This window comes from Pararhizobium sp. PWRC1-1 (assembly GCF_049897905.1).
Lineage (GTDB): Bacteria > Pseudomonadota > Alphaproteobacteria > Rhizobiales > Rhizobiaceae > Pararhizobium.
Window position 1 is genome coordinate 88883 of sequence record NZ_JAFCXE010000012.1, and the last position, 20032, is coordinate 108914.

Below are 20032 nucleotides of genomic sequence, written 5' to 3' on the forward strand. Positions count from 1 at the left end.
GGCTTTAGATCAGCTTTGCCATCGCAACGGCCGTGTCGGCCATGCGGTTGGAGAAGCCCCATTCATTGTCGTACCAGGACAGGATACGGACGAACTTGCCTTCCAGAACCTTGGTCTGGTCGTTGGCGAAGATCGACGAATGGCTGTCATGGTTGAAGTCGCGCGACACCAGCGGCTCGTCTGTGTAGCCGAGGATGCCCTTGAGGGCGCCGTCAGCGGCGGCCTTGATCGCGCCGTTGATTTCCGCAACCGTCGTGTCGCGCTTGGCAACGAACTTGAAGTCGACGACCGAAACGTTCGGGGTCGGAACGCGGATCGAGGTGCCGTCGAGCTTGCCCTTGAGGTGCGGGAGCACGAGGCCGACGGCCTTGGCGGCACCGGTCGAGGTCGGGATCATCGACAAAGCTGCAGCGCGGGCGCGGTACAGGTCCTTGTGCATCGTGTCGAGCGTTGGCTGGTCGCCGGTATAGGAGTGGATCGTGGTCATGAAGCCATGATCGATGCCGACGACGTCGTCCAGGGTCTTTACGACCGGAACCAGGCAGTTGGTCGTGCAGGAGGCGTTGGAAATGACCAGATGTTCCTTGGTCAGTTCGTTGTGGTTGACGCCGAAGACGACGGTGAGGTCAGCGCCGTCGGCAGGCGCCGAAACGATGACGCGCTTGGCGCCGGCCTGAAGGTGCAGGGCAGCCTTGTCGCGCGACGTGAAGATGCCGGTGCATTCCAGAGCGATATCGACGCCCATTGCAGCATGCGGCAGGGTTGCCGGATCCTTGATCGCTGTCACCTTGATGGGCTTGCCACCGGCAACGATGATCGTGTCGCCTTCGACCTGAACCGTGGCCGGGAACTTGCCGTGGATCGAATCGTAACGCAGCAGATGTGCATTGGTCTCGACAGGGCCGAGATCGTTGATGGCAACGACTTCAATGTCGGTGCGGCCGGATTCGACGATGGCGCGAAGGACGTTGCGGCCGATGCGGCCAAAGCCGTTGATGGCAACTTTTACAGTCATTTCAGGTCTCTCCCTGTCTAAGGTCTCGATGTGGAAAACGGAGCGCGTGGGGACGCGCTCCGAAGGGGAAAATCAGGCAAGCTTCCTTTCGGCCGCCGCAACGATGGCGTCCGAGGTGATGCCGAAATGCTTGAACAGATCCTTGGCCGGGCCGGAAGCGCCGAACGAGTGCATGCCGACGAAATCGCCATCGTTGCTGATGAAGTAGTCCCAGCCCTGGCGGACTGCGGCTTCTGCGGCGATCTTGACCGGTGCAGTGCCGATAACGGCCTTGCGGTAATCGTCCGGCTGTTCTTGGAACAGTTCGACGCAGGGAACCGAAACCACACGGGTCGCAATGCCTTTGCCGTTCAGTTCGGCTGCAGCCTTGACGGCCAGTTCGACCTCGGAGCCCGATGCAAAGATCGAAACCTTGGCATTCTCAGTGGCGATCAGCTCATAGGCACCCTTGGCCGAGAGGTTTTCGGCCGAATAGGTCAGGCGCGACGGCGCCAGATTCTGGCGGGTCAGCGCCAGGCCGGACGGACGATGCTGTTCCTTCAGGGCCTGCTGCCAGCATTCGGCGGTTTCCACAGCGTCTGCCGGACGGAACATCAGGAGGTTCGGAATGGCGCGAAGGGCTGCCATGTGCTCGACAGGCTCATGTGTCGGGCCATCTTCGCCGACGCCGATCGAATCGTGCGTCAGGACATGGATGACGCGGATGCCCATGAGTGCAGCCAGTCGGATCGACGGACGGCAATAATCCGAGAAGATCATGAAGCCGCCGGAATACGGGATCAGGCCGCCGTGCAGCGTGATGCCGTTCATGGCAGCAGCCATTCCGTGTTCGCGGATGCCCCAGTGCATGTAGCGGCCGGAGAAATCGGTCGGGGTGATCGACGTCATCTGGCTGGTCTTGGTGTTGTTGGACGGCGTCAGGTCAGCCGAACCGCCGAGCATTTCCGGCACGATGCCGTTGATGACTTCGAGCGCGTCTTCGGATGCCTTGCGCGTGGCAATGGCTGGAGGAGCGTCGGCCAGCTTCTTCTTGTAGGTGTCGATGGCGGCATCGAGGTTGCCCGGAAGCGCGCCGGTAAAGCGGCGGGTGAATTCGGACTTCTTGCCGGCTTCGGTCGATGCCAGACGGCCTTCCCAGGCCCTGCGTGCGTCTGCCGAGCGGCCACCGGCCGTGCGCCACGTGTCGAGAACGTCTGCCGGGATGGTGAAGGCTTCGGCTTCCCAATTCAGAGCCTTGCGGGCTGCCGCGATTTCCTCGGCGCCGAGCGGCGAACCGTGGACCTTATGGGTGCCCTGCTTGTTGGGCGCGCCGAAACCGATCACCGTCTTACAGGCGATGAAGGTCGGGCGGTCGGATTTCTGGGCTACCTCGATGGCTGCCGCGATCTGCTCCGGATCATGACCGTCGACGCGGATCGTGTTCCAGTGAACGGCCTGGAAGCGGGCGATCTGGTCGGTCGAATCCGACAGCGAGACGGCGCCGTCGATGGTGATGTTGTTGTCGTCCCAGAACAGCACCAGCTTGTTGAGCTTGAGGTGGCCGGCCAGCGCGATGGCTTCGTGGCTGATGCCCTCCATCAGGCAGCCGTCGCCGCACAGCACATACGTGTGATGGTTCTGCAGGTCGCTGCCGAACTCTTCTTCGAGCTTGCGCTCCGCAATCGCCATGCCGACGGCATTGGCAATGCCCTGGCCGAGCGGGCCGGTGGTGGTTTCGATGCCGGAGGCATGACCATATTCGGGATGGCCGGCAGTCTTGGAACCGAGCTGGCGGAACTGTTTGATATCCTCGATGGTCATGTCCTCGTAGCCCGTCAGATAGAGCAGCGAGTAGAGCAGCATCGAGCCATGGCCGGCCGACAGGACGAAACGATCGCGGTCTGCCCAGAGCGGCGCCTTCGGATCGAATTTCAGGTAACGGGAGAATAGCACCGTTGCCACGTCGGCAGCACCCATGGGCAGGCCGGGATGGCCGGAATTGGCCTTTTCGACGGCATCCATGGAGAGGAATCGGATTGCATTTGCCATCCGGTCGTGATTTTCGCGAGAGATCATTGTCTGTTCCGCTTGAGTTCGGTGGACAGGGGACGGTCTCTATCCTCCAAAGACCGTATGAGAAGCGGCTGACACATAACAGTTGCTTCGACGGAGTCAACAAATACGGCCTTTTTGCCCCGTCTTGAAATGCTTTTTGAACGTGTTTCCTGCTCAATACCGGCAAACAGACCCAGTGCATACTAATCGATTTAAAATTCGTGATCCACAGGTTACGCAGTCCCTGCAAGCGGTTGGCGTTGTGAACACTTGCCGAATGGGTTTATTAGTGGGATTGGCTTGAAATACAGGCCCCGGGCGGCGATTCGACGCGGCCTGGCCCGTATCAGGAAAGCGTGATGGCGGCAGGAAAGACAGTCAAGGCGGCGATCGACGAGTTGCGTAGCGCAGTGAGCAGCCTCGAGAATGCCATTGATGGGCGGTTCGACCGGGAGCGGGATCGCGGCGAGATCGAAGGCGAAGTGCGGCGCGTCAACACCGACCGGTCGCGGCTCGCCCAAGAACTCGACCAGTCGCAATTCCGGGCAAACCGCCTGGAGGAAGTCAACCGCGAAGTCTCGCGCCGTCTGGTGACGGCCATGGAAACGATAAGGGCAGTGCTGGACCGCTAAGGCGTGGTCGGCCTGCGGGTCAGGTGACGTATGGCACAAGTAACGGTGACGATCGACGGCAAGTCCTATCGCATGGCATGCGAGGAGGGCCAGGAAGATCATCTGACCGAGCTGGCCACCCGCTTCGACCAGTATGTCAGCCACCTGAAAGGCCAGTTCGGCGAGATCGGCGACCTGCGTCTGACCGTAATGGCCGGCATCATGGTGATGGACGAACTCAGCGAAGTGAACCGCAAGCTGAAAAATCTCAACGAAGAGGCCGATGGCCTGAGGCAGGGCCGGGCCGCGACCCTGTCGGACCAGCAGAAGAACGAGGACGTGCTCGCTTCAGCTCTATCCGAGGTGACATCGCAGATTCACGAGATTGCGGCCAAGCTCAGCGGCAAGGCTGCGCCTGCTTCTCACTGAATTTTGACAAGTTCTGCGCATGCCACTGGCGCAGGCCGGCAATGCACTCTATATTCCAGTTGCGGTCTGCGCTTCCCGACAGGACATCACAATCCCTGGGGCCATACTCGATCCAAAGGGAGCTGTCCCTGACCTGGCCCGTGGGCTAGGTCACATGGCGCCCACCTACGTTTGTAGGCACCCAGGATCGTAAAAAGTCCATCGGTTGTGTGGATCGCACTTTTTTCCTTTTTGAAAACTCTTATCCCTGTGCCGCTGGCCGAAACGCTTCGCGGATGGCGTTGGACATGGTTTCGACGATCCGATTGTTGCCGCGTGGCCTAGTTTTCATCACGACATTGGAAAAATCGATGACATCGTAGCCGTCTGCGGCCGTCAGTTCGCGGCAACCGGCGGGAATGCTGCTGCGGGTGAGTGGCGCGATGGCAAGACCTGACGTGACGGCGGCGATCAGGCCACTGCTGGTGCGGCTGATATACGCGACCCGGCTGTTGATGCCGCGTTTTGTCAGGCTGCGCAGTGCCAGTTCGTCGCACCATCCGTTTTTCAAGTAAGTATAGGTGGCGATCGGCAGCGGTTGCCGTATGTGGGCACCGTGTTGGTCGGATGTAACCCAGACGGTTGGATCGACCATCAGCACTTCGTTGCGCGTCGGTCCGCCCGGCTCGAACACGACGGCAATGTCGATTTCGCCGGCATCGAGCGCTGCGAGGTTGGACATCGAAACCCCCTGCTGCACGGTGACCTCGACACCCGGATGAACGGCGGCGAAGGCGCCCAGTGCTTTTGGCAGGGTCGAATTGATATATTCCTCCGAGATGCCGATCCTGACCGAGCCATCCAGAGCCGGAAGCCGGATGGAAGCGGCGGTGTCATCCAGCAGCGTGACGATGCGGCGGGCGTTGTCCAGCAGCCGTATGCCATGGCCGGTCATGTTGACGCCACGCGATCCGCGTTCGAACAGGCTTTCGCCGAGGATATCCTCGAGCTTCTTGATCTGCATGCTGACGGCCGATTGCGTGCGGCCGACGGTCTCGCCCGCCTTGGTGAAATTGCCGCTTTCGGCAACGGCGACGAAGGTGCGCAGAAGATCGCTTTCGAGAGGAGGAAACATCGTTGCCATCATATTTTCTGATGATAGGCATGTTCGCAATTCGTTGGATTGATGTCAATGGACGTCCGATACTCCTTGTAAACACGTCGGAGTTGTCCGGATATGAAGCACGATCACAGAACACGGCGGTGGCCCGCCAGGATGAGCAGATGGCTTTGGCGCACGCTTGCGCAATGGCAGCAGAAGCGCCGGGCGCGTCTGGCCTTCACGGAGATATCGCGTCGTAAAAGCGCGCATCTGCTGGATGACATCGGTTTGAACAGAATGGATGCCGGATGCGATCTACCTGATGGTGCCGAGCGGCACCGTTACTGGATGTTATGAGATCAAATCCATCCGGGCCGCGCGGAAAACCGCTTCGGCGACATTGCCCGCCTGCAGTTTCTCCATCGCGGAGGCAAAGGCCTGCTCGATTCTCTCATGAGAGATATCTGTTTCGCGGGTAATGTCTTCCTTGGTGCGCCCGCGCGCCGCCAGTGACAGGCAGCGCAGTTCCAATGGGGCGAGTTCTTGCAGCATCTTGTCCTTCATGGACATATCCGGCTCCGTATAAAAGCTGAACAGTTCCCCGCATCGCCGGAAGCGGGCACCGAACTGTTTTCCTGATGTTGATTGCAGCCCTCTCTTGCACGGCGGCAAGAGGGCGCGAAAGTGGAACCGGTTTGCATGATGAACAGACTTCTAAAATCGTGCCAGTTTGGGAAAACCGCGCGGTTGTGTGGCAAAAAGTGGCAGATGTACCGGTTGCGCGGTTTCCTTGGCCCGGTTTGATGCACTAGACATGAACACTGGCAGACGGGAGAGCATGTCCATGACACCAAGGGAACTGAAAGCTGCGCTGCGTTTGGAACGTCTGGCGCTGCGCGATTCGATGACGCCGGAGGCGCGCATCGAAGCGAGCCTCAGAATGCTAGATCATGCCGGCGATACGATTGAATTTGATTCCGGACAGGTGATTTCCGGCTTCTGGCCGATCCGTTCGGAGGTGGATATCCGGCCGCTGATGGCGCGGTTGCGTGAGCGTGGTGCCCAGCTTTGCCTGCCGGCCATCATTGACAAGCAGACGATCGTTTTTCGTGAACTCGTAGCCGGCGCCCCTATCGTGGAAACAGGGTTTGGTACGACCGGGCCAGCCGAAGACGCGCCGGTTCTCGATCCGGATATCATGCTTGTGCCCTTGGCTGCCTTCGACAGGACGGGCCACCGGATCGGCTATGGAGCTGGATATTACGACCGCGCCATCGAGCGTTTGCGCCTGAAAGGCCATATGCCGAGGCTGATCGGGATTGCATTTGACTGCCAGGAAGTGGCATCAGTGCCGGCGGAGCCGCATGATGTGGCGCTGGATGCCCTGCTGACCGAAAGCGGGTTCCGGATCTTCGGGCTAGGAATAAGCAAATATGAGACTTTTGTTTCTGGGTGACATGGTTGGCAAGACTGGCCGGACGGCGGTCTGGGAAAAACTGCCCGGCCTGATCAGCGACCTGAAACTCGATTTCGTCATCGTCAATGGCGAGAACGCCGCCGGCGGTTTCGGTATCACCGAAGATATCTTTCTCGAAACCATCAATGCCGGCGCCGATGTGGTAACCACGGGCAACCATGTCTGGGATCAGAAGGAAGCGGTCTCCTTCTGCCAGCGGCACGACCAGTTCCTGCGGCCGGCCAATTATCCGGCCGGAACCCCCGGACGCGGCTCGAACCTCTATTTCGCCCGTAACGGCGCCCGCGTGCTCGTCGCCAATGTCATGGGCCGCGTCTTCATGCATCCGGAACTCGACGATCCCTTCAAGGCAGCAGAAGGCATTCTGGCTGCCTGCCCGCTGAAGGAACAGGCCGACGCGATCATATTCGATTTCCATGCTGAGGCGACCAGCGAGAAGCAGTGTTTCGGTCACTTCGTCGATGGCCGCGCCAGCTTCGTCGTCGGCACCCACACGCATGTCCCGACCGCCGACGCGCAGATCCTCAATGGCGGCACGGCCTATATGTCGGATGCCGGCATGTGCGGTGATTACGATTCGTCGCTTGGCATGGAAAAGGAAGAGCCGCTCAACCGCTTCATCTCCAAGATGCCGAAGGGCCGCTTCGAAGCCGCCTCCGGCCCGGCAACACTCTGCGGCGTCGGCGTCGAGATTTCCGATCGCACGGGATTGGCCGAGAATATCGCGCCGCTCAGGATAGGGCCGCGGCTCGCCGAGACGATCCCAGCGTTCTGGAGCTGAGCTTTCCCTTTCATAATTTCACGCGATTAAATGTGATACAAAAATTATGAAAATCGTCTATGATGAGGTCAAGCGAAAGCTCAATATAGAGAAACACGGGTTTGATTTTGCCGATTTGACGTTGGACTTTTTTTCGCGCGCTACGATCGTTCCGGTCAAGCAGGGACGATTGATGGCGATCGGTATCATGCGACCCGGCGTGATCGCCGTCGTCTTTGTCACTCTTGGTACGCAGGCCATTTCGATTGTCTCGCAACGCCTAGCAAGCAGAAAGGAAAGGTTGGCTCATGAACGTTCACAAGCCGCAAATCCCACCGCTGACGGATGAGCAAGAGGCTGACATTCAAAGAAAAATTGCCAGTGATCCGGACAGCCCGGAAGCGACCGACGAAGAACTGTCGCAAGCGCGTCCCTTCGCAGAGGTTTTTCCGGATCTCGCGGAAAGCATCCGCCGTTCGCGCGGGCGCCCGATCGTTGAAGTGCGCAAGCAACAGATTTCACTGCGACTTGATCCTGACGTTATTGCCAAGTTTAAGGCGACGGGCAAGGGCTGGCAGGCGCGGGTCAACGAGATTTTGAAGCAAGCAAAACTCTGATCGAAGCACTATCGTGATGACGTAATTGTGAGCGGCCTCGGCGCAATCGGGGCTAGACCTGGCATCTTGCCTGCCTATCCTCAGCGTCATGCCAACCTGGGTCCCATGAGGTGCATGATGCCGCGATTGATCCTGCTTGCATTTGCTGCCATCGCTCTTTTGCACAGCCTGTGGCCGATGCCGGCTCATGCGCAGAGCGCTCGGCCACCGGTCAGCCAATGCCAGGCGATCGCCCGGTCACTTCCCGATGTCACTTTCGCAAGTTTCAAGCCGTCGCCCGCCTTTGGTGTTCAGGCGGCAATCAATGAACAGGTTGATATCACCTATGTCGGCCATTCGACGTTTCTGATTGAAACGCCGGGTGGCGTGTCGATCGCCACGGATTATAGCGGCTGGTATGCGCCGCCGAAGGTGCCGGATGTGGTGACGATGAACAAGGCGCATTCCAGTCACTATACGCTGACGCCGGACCCGGCGATCAGCCAAGTGCTGCACGGGTGGGGCGATAACGGGCAACCGGCGGATCACGATGTCGTGGTCGGTGACGCCTATATCCGCAATGTCACGACGGACATCCGCTCGGGCGGCGCCGTGATGGAGCCGGACGGCAACTCGATCTTCATCTTCGAGGTCGCGGGTCTCTGCATCGGCCATCTCGGTCATCTCCATCATGAACTCGACGACACGGATTATGCCGAAATCGGCAGGCTCGATGTGTTGATGGTGCCGGTCGATGGCGGCCTGACGATGGGGGCGCAAAGCATGAGCCGGGTGGTGACGCGGCTGCGTTCGTCGCTGATCCTGCCAATGCACCGCCGCGGCCCACCGGTCACAAGCTTCCTGCAACTGTTCGGGGATGGTTTCGACAAGAGCTTTTCCGCGCAGGCGAGCGTGACGGTGTCGATGCGTTCCTTGCCAAAGAAGCCACTGATTTATATCCTGCAGGGCGTCTGACCCTGGGGACCATGGAATGAAGTTTTTCGCAGCCTGCCTCCTTGCCGTTCTTTCCATGACAACTCAGGTTTTTGCCGACGGTGCCCCGCCGCCGCGTTTGCCCGCCGTAGAAGGCGGCAAGACGCCTGTTACCGTGCCAGAGACGAAAACGGTCGGCCGGCAGGAAGAGTTTGTTCTGCCCTCCGGCAATATCGGCTGCATCTATACGCCTGAAGGCGGCACCGAGGTCTATCAGCCTGCGGACGGCGGTCCGGAGCTTTCCTGCGACCGCGTCGAACCGCGTTATGTCCGCGCGACATTGTCCCGCAAAGGGGCTGCCACACTCGTCAACGACGTCGGTGATCCGAGCTGCTGCTCGGCGCGTCCCGTGCTCGACTACGGCCAAGCCTGGACTGCAGGGCCGTTTTCCTGTCTTTCAACCAGAACCGGGCTGTCCTGCGAACGAAGCGACGGTCATTCGTTCTTTCTCAGCCGCAAGCGTCTCAACGCCAACTGAAAAAAGACCGGCCCTTCTGGACGAAAAGCGTCAATGAAACTATAAGGCGCCCAATTCCAAACATGACTAGCATGAGAAGAGGGCGCCATGGCCGGCCATTCACAGTTTAAAAACATCATGCACCGCAAGGGCCGTCAGGACGCCGTGCGGTCGAAAATGTTCTCCAAGCTCGCACGCGAAATTACCGTCGCGGTCAAGGGCGGTCTGCCCGATCCGACGATGAACGCACGCCTGCGCCTGGCAATCCAGAACGCCAAGGCCCAGTCGATGCCGAAGGACAATATCGAGCGCGCCATCAAGAAGGGCTCCGGCGCCGATGGCGAGAACTACGAAGAAGTCCGCTACGAAGGCTATGGCCCGGGCGGCGTTGCCGTGATCGTCGAGGCATTGACCGACAACCGTAACCGCACCGCATCGAACGTCCGCTCGACCTTCACCAAGGCCGGCGGCGCGCTGGGCGAAACAGGCTCGGTGTCGTTCTCGTTCGATCGTGTCGGCGAGATTTCCTACAAGCTATCAGCTGGTGATGCCGACAAGGTCATGGAAGCGGCAATCGAAGCCGGTGCCGAGGACGTGACGACCGACGAGGACGGCCACTTCATCATCTGCGGCTTCGAGGATATCGGCGACGTTTCCAAGGCGCTTGAAGCGACGCTTGGCGAAGCCGATACCGTCAAGGCGATCTGGAAAGCCCAGAACACGGTGCCGGTCGATGAAGAACGCGCCCAGTCGCTGATGAAGCTGATCGATACGTTGGAAGACGACGACGACGTGCAGAACGTCTACACCAATTTCGAAGTCTCCGACGAAGTGATGGCCAAGCTTTCGGCCTAACTTGCGCCGGTTCACGTCATCGCCTGTCGGAATTGGCAAGCCAGTTCCGGCAGCTGGGCATTAGGCTCCTCATTTTCGAGAGGATGTTGATATGCAGACTGTGACGAAACTTGCGGCACCCGTGCCCGCTGACGGCGATCCGGCAACATTGGACGGCTGGGTTGTCGTGGAGGGCACGCCGTCGATGAAGACCTGGGCTTTGCACACATCCTCCGATGGTTCGATGGTTTCGGGCTATTGGGAAGCGACACCTGGCACCTATCATGCGACCTACACAGCCTATGAATTCGTGCACATGATTGCCGGCAAGATCATCATCACGCCGGACGGCGGTACGCCTGTCACGGTTGCCGCCGGTGATGCTTTCGTCGTTGAGGCTGATTTCAAAGGCACGTGGGAAATCCTTGAAACGGTGCGCAAGCACTTCGATTTCAAGGTTTCAGCCTGATCCGAGATTGAAGTAATGGTACCCCGGATTTCTCCGGGGTATTTTTTATGCCGCCTTCGCGAGCTTCTGCTGTGCATCCGCAAACAGCCGCACCGATTTCAGCCGGGCGTCCATGTCGAAGATCGGCATGGAGACGATGACCTCGTCGGCGTCCGTCTGGTCGATGAACCGGTCCAGCTTCGTCTTGATCGTCTCCGGTCCGCCGACCACCGCATAGGTCATGGCGTGGTCGACAAAGATCTTTTCGTTGTCGCTCCACAGGCCGTCCATCGACTCCACCGGCGGCGGAAACTGGCCGCGGGCGTTGCGGCGCAAGGCCGCGAAGGATTGCTGCATCGAGGTGAAGAGGTGGTTTGCCTCCTGGTCCGTGTCGGCGGCGACGCCCATGATGCCGACCATGGCATGGGGCTGGTCGAGATATTGCGATGGTTCGAAACGCTCGCGATAGATTTCCAGCGCTGACAGGAGCATGTCTGGCGCGAAATGCGAGGCGAAGGCGAAGGGCAGGCCGAGCATGCCGGCCAGATGCGCGCTGAAATGGCTGGAGCCGAGCAGCCAGATCGGCACATTGCTGTCGGCGCCGGGCACGGCGATCAGAGCCTGATCTTCACCGGCCGGGCCCAGCAACGCTTGCAACTCTACTACATCATTCGGAAAATTATTGGCGTTTGCCTCCATGTTACGGCGGAGCGCGGAGGCGGTGCGCATGTCGGTTCCCGGCGCGCGGCCAAGACCAAGGTCGATGCGGCCGGGATAGAGCGCTGCCAGCGTGCCGAATTGCTCGGCGATTACCAGCGGCGAATGGTTCGGCAGCATGATACCGCCGGAGCCGACGCGGATCGTCTTGGTGCCTGCCGCCACATGCGAAATGACGATTGAGGTCGCCGCACTTGCGATCCCCTTCATCCCGTGATGTTCGGCCAGCCAGAAGCGCTTGTAGCCGGATGCTTCGGCTTCCTGCGCCAGCCGTCGGGAGTTTTCCAGTGCTTGGGAGGCGGTCGACCCCTGCGTGATCGGGGAGAGGTCGAGAATCGAAAAGGGCACCATGGGAAAAGCCTTCGATGAATGGAACTGATAGAAGTGTATGTAAGATCGAATTTCGTAAATCCAAGCCTGCCGAAGACGGGTGATGAGGCCGTATCGCCAAACTGCGATGGATGTTTTTGTTTTGTTCACATTTTGCTGGCAGCGTCCGGGCATGAGTATTAAGCTTCCGACCATGCACAACACGATTCGTATCATCGGCATCGATCCAGGCCTGCGCCGCACCGGCTGGGGTGTCATCGATACGCTCGGCAATTCGCTGCGCTTCGTCGCTTCCGGCACCGTTACCTCGGATGGCGAGATGGACTTGGCGTCCCGGCTTTGCCAGCTGCATGACGGTCTGGTTGACGTTATTCACACCCATAAGCCGGATGAGGCTGCCGTCGAGCAGACCTTCGTCAACAAGGACGCGGTGGCGACGCTGAAGCTTGGCCAGGCGCGCGGTATCGCCATGCTGGTGCCGGCCCGAGCCGGTCTGCAAGTGGCCGAATATGCGCCGAATGCGGTGAAAAAAGCCGTGATTGGCGTCGGTCACGGTGAAAAAAAGCAGATCCACATGATGCTGAAAATCCTGATGCCGAAAGCCGAATTCAAAGGCGACGATGCTGCGGATGCCTTGGCGATCGCCATCTGCCACGCTCACAATCGCGGCGGCGCGCGGATGCGCATGGCGGCGCTCGCCGGTTAATTTGTTCTTGACTTGTTCTATTTTGGCGCTTAAGTAATACCTGAGAGGTATTACCATGCGTGTGACGGAAAAAGGTCAGGTGACCATCCCGAAGAATGTGCGATCGAATCTGGGCATCGAGCCGGGGTCGAGCGTTGAGTTCGTTCTGAAAGGGAGCGAGGCCGTTCTGCGTCGCATCGAGCCCGCCCACGCGGCGATCGAACGCTCGGTTCAGGAGTTTTCTGATCATCTCAACCGCCACAAAGGATCGATGCATCTTGGCGGTATGGATGGAGATGAATTTTACCGGCTGTTGAGGGACTAATGGCAACATTGGTCGATACGAACGTGCTGATTGACGTGTTTCACACGGGCAGCCCGTTTGAGGAGTGGTCGGCTTTGCGACTGGCGGATGCCAAGCGCGTGGGTTCCGTCGTCATCAATCCATTGATCTACGCCGAAATGGCTGCAGGCTTTGTTCTTGCTTCAACGCTGGAGGCGGTTCTGTCCCCGTCCGCTTTTCAGCGTGAGGATTTGCCATGGGAGGCTGCGCACGCGGCTGGACAGGCTTTTTTGCGATACAAGAAATCTGGTGGAGACAAGCGGTCGCCGTTGCCGGATTTTTATATCGGCGCCCATGCGGCGGTGCGCGGCTATCGGATTCTGACCCGTGATCCGGCGCGATACAAACTCTACTTCCCCTCCGTCGAACTGATCACCCCGGACACCCACCCATGAAGGATTTTGCGCCATGATCGGCAAGCTCAAGGGAACGATCGACGAGATCGGCGACGACCATGTCGTGGTGGACGTGCATGGCGTCGGCTACGTCGCCCATTGTTCGTCACGGACATTGTCGAAGATCGGTTCGCCCGGCGAAGCTGTGGTGCTTTTCATCGAGACCTATGTGCGCGAGGACCAGTTGCGGCTGTTCGGTTTCCTGTCGGCACTGGAGCGGGAATGGTTCCGGTTGCTGCAGAGCGTTCAAGGCGTCGGGTCCAAGGTGGCGCTCGCGGTTCTCTCCGTGCTGACGCCGGGTGAATTGGCCAATGCCATTGCGTTACAGGACAAGACGGCGGTGTCGCGAGCGCCGGGCGTCGGACCAAAGGTTGCCGTGCGCATCGTCACAGAACTCAAGAACAAGGCACCAGCCTTTGCCGGCGATGCGGGCGCCAATATCGGCCTGAAGCAGGAACTCGGCGAGGGCGTCGCCTCCGCACCGGTCTCCGATGCGGTTTCGGCGCTCAGCAATCTCGGCTATTCGCGCGACCAGGCGGCCAATGCCGTGGCAGCGGCGTTGAAAAATGGCGGCGAGGGGCTGGATAGCGCCAAGTTGATCCGGCTGGGGCTGAAGGAACTGGCGCGATAGTTTGTTGCTTTTCACACGTCGCCTTACTATTTTAGAAAAGTAAGGATTTTGGCTGGGGTAATATGATGGGACATCATGCGACGATTACGTCAAAAGGTCAGATGACCGTACCGAAGGCTGTTCGGGAAGCACTGAACATAAAGCCTGGCGATAAATGTTATGTGTGGGTTCGCGACGGTGAAATGATCGTTATTCCCCGCAACAAGAGTTTTGCCGATTTGGCTGGCATACTCGGTGAGCCGCCGTATGGAGCAGGTGCGACGATTGGTGACTTGTCCGACGCCGCCGCCGATGGCGCAACCAGGCATGTGATGCGTTATATTCGGCAGGCAGACGCGGAGTGATGGCGCGCATCGGTGTGGACACCGACATCTTGGTTCGCCTCTTTGTGAAGGACGATGTCAGGCAATTCGCATCTGTTGCACGATTGGTTAATACTCTTAAGGACGACGATGTATTTTTTATCAATATCGTCGTCCTGATTGAGACATTGTGGACGCTAAGCAGACAATACGGTTACCAAAAGCCTCAACTTTTGGCTTTGGCCCAGGCGCTTCTGGAGCGTAGTGACCTGGAGGTTGACCAGTATGAAATCGTCGGCAATGCGATCAATATATCGAGACTTTTGGGTGCGGACATATCTGATGCCCTGATCGGTGAATTGAACCGGCTTTCGGATTGCGCCCACACTCTTACTTTCGACGCGAAAGCCGCCACAACAGTCCCCGGAATGGAACTTCTCGCATGACCGATGCCGCACGTTTGATCACCCCGGAAAAGCGCGGCGAGGATCTCGACACGACGTTGCGCCCGCAATCGCTTGACGAGTTTACCGGCCAGGCGGAGGCGCGCGCCAATCTGAAGGTGTTCATCGAAGCGGCGAAGAACCGTGGCGAGGCGCTGGATCATGTGCTGTTCGTCGGTCCGCCCGGCCTCGGCAAGACGACGCTGGCGCAGATCATGGCCAAGGAGCTCGGCGTCAATATCCGGTCGACATCCGGCCCGGTGATCGCCAAGGCGGGGGATCTCGCGGCCTTGCTCACCAATCTCGAAGACCGGGATGTGCTGTTCATCGACGAAATTCATCGGCTCAGCCCGGCGGTGGAGGAAATCCTCTACCCGGCGATGGAGGATTTTCAACTCGATCTGATCATCGGCGAGGGACCTGCGGCACGTTCGGTGAAGATCGACCTGTCGAAATTCACTCTGGTCGCCGCCACCACCCGGCTCGGGCTTTTGACGACACCGTTGCGCGACCGTTTCGGCATTCCCGTGCGGCTGAATTTCTACACGGTCGAGGAACTGGAATCGATCGTGCGCCGTGGCGCCCGGCTGATGGGGCTGGGTATCACCGAAGATGGTGCGCGCGAAATCGCCCGCCGGGCGCGCGGCACGCCGCGTATCGCCGGACGGCTGTTGCGGCGGGTGCGGGATTTTGCCGAGGTTGCAAAGGCCGAAGCCGTCACCCGGCAGATTGCCGACGAGGCGCTGACCCGGCTTTTGGTCGATAATATGGGCCTTGACCAGCTCGACAAGCGCTACCTCACGATGATTGCGCTCAATTTCGGCGGCGGGCCGGTCGGTATCGAAACGATTGCGGCGGGGCTGTCGGAGCCGCGCGATGCGATCGAGGATATTATCGAGCCCTACATGATCCAGCAGGGTTTCATCCAGCGCACGCCACGCGGGCGTATTTTAACCGCAAACGCATGGAAACACCTTGGATTGCAGGTGCCGAAAGATCTGGAAGCCACTCAGTTCCGCCTGTTCCAAGAGGATGATTGATTGATAACGCGGCGCAGCTTTGTCAGAACGCTTGGCGCACTGATGTTGTCGGGCGTGGCGTCCGGCGCTTATGCCGTGGGGATAGAGCCAGTGGGTCGGCCGCGGATCGTACGGTATCATCTGTTGCCAAACAAATGGCCAGCCGGGCTGAAGTTGCGGCTGGTCATCTTGGCTGATCTGCACGCTTGCAGACCCTGGATGCCACCGCGCCGGATCGGCGACATCTGCGAACAGGCCAATGCCCTTGATGGCGATATGATCCTGCTGCTGGGCGATTTTCTCTCCGGAATGCGGATGGGGGGCAACCGGGTAACATCCGATGAGTGGGCGAGTGAGCTTGCCCGCCTTGCAGCGCCTCTCGGTGTTCACGCGGTCATGGGAAATCATGACTGGATCGACGACCCCGGTGCAATGGTCGCAGGCATGGGGCCAACGATCGTGCACAAGGCATTGGCCTCGATCAACGTCCCTGTCTACGAGAACCAGGCGGCCCGTTTTGAAAAGGGCGGCAAAGGGTTTTGGCTGGCAGGTCTTGCCGACCAGATCGGGCCGCGCGAAGGCCTCGACGATTTGCCGGGAACGTTGGCGCAGGTCACCGACGAGGCACCGGTTATTCTGATGGCGCACGAGCCGGATGTTTTTCCAGCGGTGCCGGACAGGGTGTCGGTGACATTGTCGGGGCATACGCATGGCGGGCAGATCCGCCTGTTTGGCTATTCGCCGATCGTGCCGTCGCGCTATCGCAACCGGTACGCTTATGGGCATGTGGTGGAAGACGATCGTAACCTGATCGTTTCAGGCGGGCTCGGCTGCTCGATTGCTCCCATCCGTTTCGGCTCGCCGCCGGAAATCGTCGTCGTCGAACTTGGATAGGTCATGCCCAAACGTAAAATGATTCGGATGGATGGGCCGCAGAAGCAGCGGTTCAATTTTCGCATTGCAGGCCTTGGCTTTCGCGACGGTTACGTTCTGGTGCATCGGGCAGTGCATGAGGATTTCTGGACATTTCCGGGCGGGCGGGCAGAGATCGGCGAGACGTCGGTTGAAACATTGAAGCGCGAAATGATCGAGGAACTCGGCGTCGAGGTCAGCGTCGGGCGCATGCTCTGGACGGTCGAAAACTTCTTTCGCTACGAGGAGCGCGATTATCACGAGATCGGCTTCTACTACGAGATGGAAATTCCCGCGCGGTTTCCGTTTCATCCCAGCGATATCGTTCATCGCTTGCGGGACGGCAAGAACGACCTGGAATTCAAATGGGTGAAAGCTACCAAGGCGGCGCTGACGGGGCTTGATATCCCGCCCTATTTTATCGCCGAACAGATCGAGGCCTTGCCGCAGACACCGGTCCATATCATCTGGGATGACGGCGATCTCGATCGGTAGATCACAGCGCCCGGCACACGGACGGACACTGCCGGGCTAAGCCAGCTGTCCTATCGTCGCTCTGAGCAGTTCCAAGCAGCCCGGCTTCCAGCCCAGCGCCTCGATCTTGCAGGTGCTCATGGGGCTGCAGGCCGCCGTGTCGCCGTCGGCAGGCAAGGGATGCGGACAGCGTGTGGCGCGCTGCAGGAGCGACAGGATTTCCCGATTACCGGTCAAGAGATCGGAGACGTTGAAGATTTCGCCGTTGATCCGCACAGTGTCTAATTCCAGCATCAGCCGTACGGCGCGTGCGACATCGTCGCCGTGCACTTCGGTGCTGGAACGTGGCGAAACAGGCTTGCCGGCAAGGTAGTCTTCGAAAAGTCCTGCCCATTTATGCCGCTGTCCGGGTCCTGCAGGGCCATAGATGCCGGTTGCCCGCAGGCTTGCGGTGACGAAGCCGTGGCCGCAGAGGGAGGTGAGGCTGCGCTCGGCCTGCAGCTTGACCTCGCCGTAAAGCGTGTCGGGCTTGCCGTGCATATCTTCTTTCAGCACAGTGCCAGATGGTTGTGGCCCATAGGCGGCGCGGCTGGAGAGGAACACGCAGCGGCGCACGCCGGCGTCGCGGGCGGTTTCGAAAAGCCGCACGGTGCCGTCCAGGTTGGCCCGTCGAAATCCTTCGGGGTCGTCACCTTCCCCACCGCGATATTTTCCGGGCATATGGTCGAAGGCGGCATGAACGAAATAATAGACGTGATCGAAGGCCTCGATCTGGTCCGCATCTGGATCGAGCCGCAGCGGCACGAAAGCAACGTCCCTGGAAAAGAAGCCCTGTTCGGGCGCGGTGCGGCCGCCGACGGTGACCTTATAGCCGTTGGCCAACAGGTGCTCGACGATGAAGCGGCCGGCATAGCCGGTGCCGCCGGAAACGAGAACGCGTGTCATAAGCTTCCTGATGTCACTCCGGGCTTGGCGGGCTCGGGTTTGGCAGATCGGCAATATGCGGAATAGCCTTGCCGCTGAAGAAAGCATGCCAGAGATTGATCAGCGGTCGCAGTCTTTCCGCTTTCGGATGGTCCTTTTCCCACGGTTTTTCATATTGATAATGCAGCACACCGATCGATGACCAATCCCACAGCGCCGGCATGGTGAACCATACATATTGCAGCATGTTCATCGTGACAGGGAGCCCGTGCCATTCAGGGAAAAAATCCTGCAGAAAAGTCTGGTCGGTGCGGGGCCAGACGGCATCCGGCGTATCCAGCCGCGCCAGCATCGCCTCGAACGTCTTAGGGGACGGCGCCGCGACAAAGACCCCGGAGTTCAGCCGATGAAAATCGGACAGGCTTTCATAGACGTTGGGCGCTGCCGAAAACTCCGGATAGTCGAAATACCGGTCGATGTTTTTCAAGACCAGCGCATCGGCATCGATGAAGATGCAGCGCTCGTAATCCGTCAATTGCCAGAGGCGCAGCTTGCAGAAATTGTCGAGCGGGGAGTGAAAATCCGGTTTCCGTCCCTTGGTGAAGGGAGCCACGATATGAATGGTCTTGCGGGCATGCCGTTCATTGAATGCGTCCGATAGGGGCAGGAGGTCTGTGGCAATCAGTCGGCAGCCCAATTCGGCGAGCGGTGAAAGGGCGTGATCGACACCGCCGGTGTGGAGAACGACGACATCGGCCTTAGTCCCCGTCATCCCGATCGAACGAGCAAGCGCGGTGGCCCCCATCGCGTAGTCCGCGTTCGTCACGAGAGTCACGAATGCGTGCCGCGATCCGGCAGGTCCGGAGGGCGCGACACCTTCTGAAGAGGCAACTGGCTGCGTCATGACACCGATTTCAGCCTTCTTCCTTCCGGATCGTGGTTGATCTTGGCGGCGATGTCCTTTGTCCACGCCGAAACTGCTGGTACGCGGCTCCGATCGACGCGGTAGGCGTATTTCTTGCCGACATCGACGATTTCCGCAAGCAGGCCGTCCTGCAGCTTGGTTGGGTTGAGGCCGAGCGCTTGGAACTTTTCATTGCGCACCACCAGATCGTTTTCGGCCGCTTCCTTGCGCGGATTGGGCAGCCAGGCGATGTCTGATCCGGTGAGCCCGGCGATCATCTCCGCAAGATCACGGATTCGGTGCGTCTCGGTCATCTGATTGAAGATCTCGACGCGAGAACCGCGCTGCGGCGGGTTTTTCAACGCCAGCTCGATGCAGCGTACCGAATCCTCGATGTGGATGAAGGCGCGGGTCTGGCCGCCGGTGCCATGCACGGTCAGCGGATAGCCGATCGCCGCCTGGATCAGGAAGCGGTTGAGCACGGTGCCATAGTAGCCGTCATAATCGAAGCGGTTGATAAGCTGTTCGTGGCGGCGAGTTTGTTCTGTGTGGGTGCCCCAGACGATGCCCTGGTGCAGGTCGGTGATCCGCAGGCTGTCATTCTTGGCGTAGAACTGGAATAGCAGCTGATCGAGGCATTTGGTCATGTGGTAGATCGAGCCGGGATTGGCGGGATAGAGGATATCCTGCTTCGCAGTTTCGCCGCTTTCGGTCTCGATGCCGACCGGAAGGTAGCCTTCCGGAATGGCTGCACCGACCGTCGAATAGCCATAGACACCCATGGTGCCGAGATGGACGAGATGCGCATCGAGGCCGATCTCGACCATGGCATTGAGCAGGTTATGAGTGGCGTTGACGTTGTTGTTGACCGTGTAATTCTTGTGGCGATCGCTCTTCATCGAATAAGGCGCGGCCCGCTGTTCGGCAAAATGGATGACGGCGTCCGGCCGGTTTTCGGCGAGCCAGTTTTTCAATAGCTCATAGTCGCGGGCAAGATCGATCAGGTGGAAATGGATGCGCCGGCCTGTCTCGGCATGCCAGATGCGGGTGCGTTCCTGAATGCTGTCCATCGGGGTCAGTGACTGGACGCCGAGCTCGGTATCAATCCAGCGGCGGGAGAGATTATCGAGAATGTGGATGTCATGTCCGGCACCGGACAGATGCAGGGCTGTCGGCCAACCGACAAAGCCGTCACCGCCAAGGACTGCAATTTTCATG

General features: G+C 59.3%; 27 protein-coding genes and 1 other RNA gene. 20 read left to right on the plus strand and 8 right to left on the minus strand.

Going from position 1 to position 20032, the window contains the following annotated elements; translation table 11 throughout:
* Window positions 1-4: 4 nt before the first annotated feature.
* On the minus strand, window positions 5-1015 hold the full coding sequence (gene gap, locus ACP7E0_RS18955; RefSeq protein ID WP_113317129.1) for a type I glyceraldehyde-3-phosphate dehydrogenase: 1011 nt from the start codon (window positions 1013-1015) through the stop codon (window positions 5-7).
* A 72-nt stretch (window positions 1016-1087) separates the two neighbouring features.
* On the minus strand, window positions 1088-3070 hold the full coding sequence (gene tkt / locus ACP7E0_RS18960; RefSeq protein ID WP_426126841.1) for a transketolase: 1983 nt from the start codon (window positions 3068-3070) through the stop codon (window positions 1088-1090).
* Window positions 3071-3408: 338 nt separating this feature from the next.
* Here tkt and ACP7E0_RS18965 point away from each other — a divergent pair, with 338 nt between their 5' ends.
* The 3 genes from ACP7E0_RS18965 (at window position 3409) to ssrS (ending at window position 4309) form a co-directional block, all read left to right on the plus strand.
* Entirely contained in the window at window positions 3409-3681 is a 273-nt protein-coding gene (locus ACP7E0_RS18965; RefSeq protein ID WP_426126842.1) for a DUF4164 domain-containing protein, read from the plus strand.
* A 30-nt stretch (window positions 3682-3711) separates the two neighbouring features.
* Window positions 3712-4089 (plus strand): cell division protein ZapA, encoded by a 378-nt coding sequence (locus ACP7E0_RS18970; protein ID WP_426126843.1) that lies wholly within the window; start codon window positions 3712-3714, stop codon window positions 4087-4089.
* 60 nt (window positions 4090-4149) lie between these two features.
* Window positions 4150-4309, plus strand: a non-coding RNA gene (gene ssrS, locus ACP7E0_RS18975) — 6S RNA.
* A 21-nt stretch (window positions 4310-4330) separates the two neighbouring features.
* Here the strand turns inward: ssrS and ACP7E0_RS18980 are convergent.
* Complete coding sequence (locus ACP7E0_RS18980) at window positions 4331-5203, minus strand: LysR family transcriptional regulator (protein ID WP_426126844.1); 873 nt, start codon at window positions 5201-5203, stop codon at window positions 4331-4333.
* A gap of 318 nt (window positions 5204-5521) precedes the next feature.
* Window positions 5522-5734 carry a LuxR C-terminal-related transcriptional regulator gene (locus ACP7E0_RS18985; RefSeq protein ID WP_426126845.1) on the minus strand — a complete coding sequence of 71 codons (213 nt, stop codon included), beginning with the start codon at window positions 5732-5734 and terminating at the stop codon, window positions 5522-5524.
* A 280-nt stretch (window positions 5735-6014) separates the two neighbouring features.
* On the opposite strand from ACP7E0_RS18985, the gene ACP7E0_RS18990 reads away from it, so the two are divergent.
* From ACP7E0_RS18990 to ACP7E0_RS19025, 8 genes are all read left to right on the plus strand, one after another.
* Window positions 6015-6626, plus strand: coding sequence for a 5-formyltetrahydrofolate cyclo-ligase (locus ACP7E0_RS18990; protein ID WP_426126847.1), 612 nt, complete (start codon window positions 6015-6017; stop codon window positions 6624-6626).
* Complete coding sequence (locus ACP7E0_RS18995; RefSeq protein WP_426126848.1) at window positions 6604-7428, plus strand: TIGR00282 family metallophosphoesterase; 825 nt, start codon at window positions 6604-6606, stop codon at window positions 7426-7428. Before ACP7E0_RS18990 ends, ACP7E0_RS18995 begins: the two co-directional genes overlap by 23 nt.
* Before the next feature lie 46 nt (window positions 7429-7474).
* Window positions 7475-7756, plus strand: coding sequence for a BrnT family toxin (locus tag ACP7E0_RS19000; RefSeq protein WP_426126850.1), 282 nt, complete (start codon window positions 7475-7477; stop codon window positions 7754-7756).
* Window positions 7716-8024, plus strand: coding sequence for a BrnA antitoxin family protein (locus ACP7E0_RS19005; protein WP_426126851.1), 309 nt, complete (start codon window positions 7716-7718; stop codon window positions 8022-8024). The genes ACP7E0_RS19000 and ACP7E0_RS19005 overlap by 41 nt, the downstream gene beginning before the upstream one ends.
* 114 nt (window positions 8025-8138) lie before the next feature.
* Complete coding sequence (locus ACP7E0_RS19010; RefSeq protein WP_426126853.1) at window positions 8139-8978, plus strand: MBL fold metallo-hydrolase; 840 nt, start codon at window positions 8139-8141, stop codon at window positions 8976-8978.
* A gap of 16 nt (window positions 8979-8994) precedes the next feature.
* Complete coding sequence (locus ACP7E0_RS19015; protein ID WP_426126855.1) at window positions 8995-9474, plus strand: hypothetical protein; 480 nt, start codon at window positions 8995-8997, stop codon at window positions 9472-9474.
* A gap of 87 nt (window positions 9475-9561) precedes the next feature.
* Complete coding sequence (locus ACP7E0_RS19020; protein ID WP_426126857.1) at window positions 9562-10308, plus strand: YebC/PmpR family DNA-binding transcriptional regulator; 747 nt, start codon at window positions 9562-9564, stop codon at window positions 10306-10308.
* A 91-nt stretch (window positions 10309-10399) separates the two neighbouring features.
* A complete protein-coding gene (locus ACP7E0_RS19025) occupies window positions 10400-10756 on the plus strand; it encodes a cupin domain-containing protein (protein WP_426126858.1) in 357 nt (118 codons plus the stop codon).
* Window positions 10757-10801: 45 nt separating this feature from the next.
* Here the strand turns inward: ACP7E0_RS19025 and ACP7E0_RS19030 are convergent, their stop codons facing one another.
* Window positions 10802-11803 (minus strand): LLM class flavin-dependent oxidoreductase, encoded by a 1002-nt coding sequence (locus ACP7E0_RS19030; RefSeq protein ID WP_426126860.1) that lies wholly within the window; start codon window positions 11801-11803, stop codon window positions 10802-10804.
* A 172-nt stretch (window positions 11804-11975) separates the two neighbouring features.
* On the opposite strand from ACP7E0_RS19030, the gene ruvC reads away from it, so the two are divergent.
* The 9 genes from ruvC to ACP7E0_RS19075 all read left to right on the plus strand — a co-directional run bounded on the left by ruvC (window position 11976) and on the right by ACP7E0_RS19075 (window position 17007).
* On the plus strand, window positions 11976-12488 hold the full coding sequence (gene ruvC / locus ACP7E0_RS19035; protein ID WP_426127036.1) for a crossover junction endodeoxyribonuclease RuvC: 513 nt from the start codon (window positions 11976-11978) through the stop codon (window positions 12486-12488).
* A gap of 55 nt (window positions 12489-12543) precedes the next feature.
* Complete coding sequence (locus ACP7E0_RS19040) at window positions 12544-12792, plus strand: AbrB/MazE/SpoVT family DNA-binding domain-containing protein (protein WP_426126861.1); 249 nt, start codon at window positions 12544-12546, stop codon at window positions 12790-12792.
* Window positions 12792-13205, plus strand: a complete 414-nt coding sequence (locus ACP7E0_RS19045) for a type II toxin-antitoxin system VapC family toxin (protein ID WP_426126863.1) — start codon at window positions 12792-12794, stop codon at window positions 13203-13205. The genes ACP7E0_RS19040 and ACP7E0_RS19045 overlap by 1 nt, the downstream gene beginning before the upstream one ends.
* 13 nt (window positions 13206-13218) lie before the next feature.
* Window positions 13219-13836: a Holliday junction branch migration protein RuvA gene (gene ruvA / locus ACP7E0_RS19050; RefSeq protein WP_426126865.1), complete on the plus strand. Its 618-nt coding sequence runs from the start codon at window positions 13219-13221 to the stop codon at window positions 13834-13836.
* A 101-nt stretch (window positions 13837-13937) separates the two neighbouring features.
* Window positions 13938-14180: an AbrB/MazE/SpoVT family DNA-binding domain-containing protein gene (locus ACP7E0_RS19055; protein ID WP_426126867.1), complete on the plus strand. Its 243-nt coding sequence runs from the start codon at window positions 13938-13940 to the stop codon at window positions 14178-14180.
* Entirely contained in the window at window positions 14180-14584 is a 405-nt protein-coding gene (locus tag ACP7E0_RS19060; RefSeq protein ID WP_426127038.1) for a PIN domain-containing protein, read from the plus strand. Before ACP7E0_RS19055 ends, ACP7E0_RS19060 begins: the two co-directional genes overlap by 1 nt.
* Complete coding sequence (ruvB, locus tag ACP7E0_RS19065; RefSeq protein ID WP_426126869.1) at window positions 14581-15621, plus strand: Holliday junction branch migration DNA helicase RuvB; 1041 nt, start codon at window positions 14581-14583, stop codon at window positions 15619-15621. Before ACP7E0_RS19060 ends, ruvB begins: the two co-directional genes overlap by 4 nt.
* On the plus strand, window positions 15622-16494 hold the full coding sequence (locus ACP7E0_RS19070) for a metallophosphoesterase (RefSeq protein ID WP_426126871.1): 873 nt from the start codon (window positions 15622-15624) through the stop codon (window positions 16492-16494). It begins immediately after the preceding gene.
* A gap of 3 nt (window positions 16495-16497) precedes the next feature.
* Window positions 16498-17007 (plus strand): NUDIX hydrolase, encoded by a 510-nt coding sequence (locus ACP7E0_RS19075; protein WP_426126872.1) that lies wholly within the window; start codon window positions 16498-16500, stop codon window positions 17005-17007.
* A gap of 36 nt (window positions 17008-17043) precedes the next feature.
* Here the strand turns inward: ACP7E0_RS19075 and ACP7E0_RS19080 are convergent, their stop codons facing one another.
* Genes ACP7E0_RS19080 through ACP7E0_RS19090 form a run of 3 tightly spaced genes read right to left on the minus strand, consistent with a single transcriptional unit; the run spans window position 17044 to window position 20031 of the window.
* Complete coding sequence (locus ACP7E0_RS19080; RefSeq protein ID WP_426126873.1) at window positions 17044-17931, minus strand: NAD-dependent epimerase/dehydratase family protein; 888 nt, start codon at window positions 17929-17931, stop codon at window positions 17044-17046.
* A gap of 13 nt (window positions 17932-17944) precedes the next feature.
* The gene (locus ACP7E0_RS19085) at window positions 17945-18814 is read right to left on the minus strand and encodes a glycosyltransferase (protein ID WP_426126875.1); all 870 of its coding nucleotides are present in this window, start codon (window positions 18812-18814) and stop codon (window positions 17945-17947) included.
* The gene (locus tag ACP7E0_RS19090) at window positions 18811-20031 is read right to left on the minus strand and encodes an NAD-dependent epimerase/dehydratase family protein (RefSeq protein WP_426126877.1); all 1221 of its coding nucleotides are present in this window, start codon (window positions 20029-20031) and stop codon (window positions 18811-18813) included. The genes ACP7E0_RS19085 and ACP7E0_RS19090 overlap by 4 nt, the downstream gene beginning before the upstream one ends.
* Between the last annotated feature and the right edge of the window lies 1 nt (window position 20032).

Bases quoted from the DNA above. Each gene is read 5' to 3' on its own strand.
- gap (WP_113317129.1), bottom strand. From the start codon at position 1,015: ATGACTGTAAAAGTTGCCATCAACGGCTTTGGCCGCATCGGCCGCAAC.
- tkt (WP_426126841.1), bottom strand. From the start codon at position 3,070: ATGATCTCTCGCGAAAATCACGACCGGATGGCAAATGCAATCCGATTC.
- ACP7E0_RS18965 (WP_426126842.1), top strand. From the start codon at position 3,409: ATGGCGGCAGGAAAGACAGTCAAGGCGGCGATCGACGAGTTGCGTAGC.
- ACP7E0_RS18970 (WP_426126843.1), top strand. From the start codon at position 3,712: ATGGCACAAGTAACGGTGACGATCGACGGCAAGTCCTATCGCATGGCA.
- ACP7E0_RS18980 (WP_426126844.1), bottom strand. From the start codon at position 5,203: ATGTTTCCTCCTCTCGAAAGCGATCTTCTGCGCACCTTCGTCGCCGTT.
- ACP7E0_RS18985 (WP_426126845.1), bottom strand. From the start codon at position 5,734: ATGAAGGACAAGATGCTGCAAGAACTCGCCCCATTGGAACTGCGCTGC.
- ACP7E0_RS18990 (WP_426126847.1), top strand. From the start codon at position 6,015: ATGACACCAAGGGAACTGAAAGCTGCGCTGCGTTTGGAACGTCTGGCG.
- ACP7E0_RS18995 (WP_426126848.1), top strand. From the start codon at position 6,604: ATGAGACTTTTGTTTCTGGGTGACATGGTTGGCAAGACTGGCCGGACG.
- ACP7E0_RS19000 (WP_426126850.1), top strand. From the start codon at position 7,475: ATGAAAATCGTCTATGATGAGGTCAAGCGAAAGCTCAATATAGAGAAA.
- ACP7E0_RS19005 (WP_426126851.1), top strand. From the start codon at position 7,716: ATGAACGTTCACAAGCCGCAAATCCCACCGCTGACGGATGAGCAAGAG.
- ACP7E0_RS19010 (WP_426126853.1), top strand. From the start codon at position 8,139: ATGATGCCGCGATTGATCCTGCTTGCATTTGCTGCCATCGCTCTTTTG.
- ACP7E0_RS19015 (WP_426126855.1), top strand. From the start codon at position 8,995: ATGAAGTTTTTCGCAGCCTGCCTCCTTGCCGTTCTTTCCATGACAACT.
- ACP7E0_RS19020 (WP_426126857.1), top strand. From the start codon at position 9,562: ATGGCCGGCCATTCACAGTTTAAAAACATCATGCACCGCAAGGGCCGT.
- ACP7E0_RS19025 (WP_426126858.1), top strand. From the start codon at position 10,400: ATGCAGACTGTGACGAAACTTGCGGCACCCGTGCCCGCTGACGGCGAT.
- ACP7E0_RS19030 (WP_426126860.1), bottom strand. From the start codon at position 11,803: ATGGTGCCCTTTTCGATTCTCGACCTCTCCCCGATCACGCAGGGGTCG.
- ruvC (WP_426127036.1), top strand. From the start codon at position 11,976: ATGCACAACACGATTCGTATCATCGGCATCGATCCAGGCCTGCGCCGC.
- ACP7E0_RS19040 (WP_426126861.1), top strand. From the start codon at position 12,544: ATGCGTGTGACGGAAAAAGGTCAGGTGACCATCCCGAAGAATGTGCGA.
- ACP7E0_RS19045 (WP_426126863.1), top strand. From the start codon at position 12,792: ATGGCAACATTGGTCGATACGAACGTGCTGATTGACGTGTTTCACACG.
- ruvA (WP_426126865.1), top strand. From the start codon at position 13,219: ATGATCGGCAAGCTCAAGGGAACGATCGACGAGATCGGCGACGACCAT.
- ACP7E0_RS19055 (WP_426126867.1), top strand. From the start codon at position 13,938: ATGACCGTACCGAAGGCTGTTCGGGAAGCACTGAACATAAAGCCTGGC.
- ACP7E0_RS19060 (WP_426127038.1), top strand. From the start codon at position 14,180: ATGGCGCGCATCGGTGTGGACACCGACATCTTGGTTCGCCTCTTTGTG.
- ruvB (WP_426126869.1), top strand. From the start codon at position 14,581: ATGACCGATGCCGCACGTTTGATCACCCCGGAAAAGCGCGGCGAGGAT.
- ACP7E0_RS19075 (WP_426126872.1), top strand. From the start codon at position 16,498: ATGCCCAAACGTAAAATGATTCGGATGGATGGGCCGCAGAAGCAGCGG.
- ACP7E0_RS19080 (WP_426126873.1), bottom strand. From the start codon at position 17,931: ATGACACGCGTTCTCGTTTCCGGCGGCACCGGCTATGCCGGCCGCTTC.
- ACP7E0_RS19085 (WP_426126875.1), bottom strand. From the start codon at position 18,814: ATGACGCAGCCAGTTGCCTCTTCAGAAGGTGTCGCGCCCTCCGGACCT.
- ACP7E0_RS19090 (WP_426126877.1), bottom strand. From the start codon at position 20,031: ATGAAAATTGCAGTCCTTGGCGGTGACGGCTTTGTCGGTTGGCCGACA.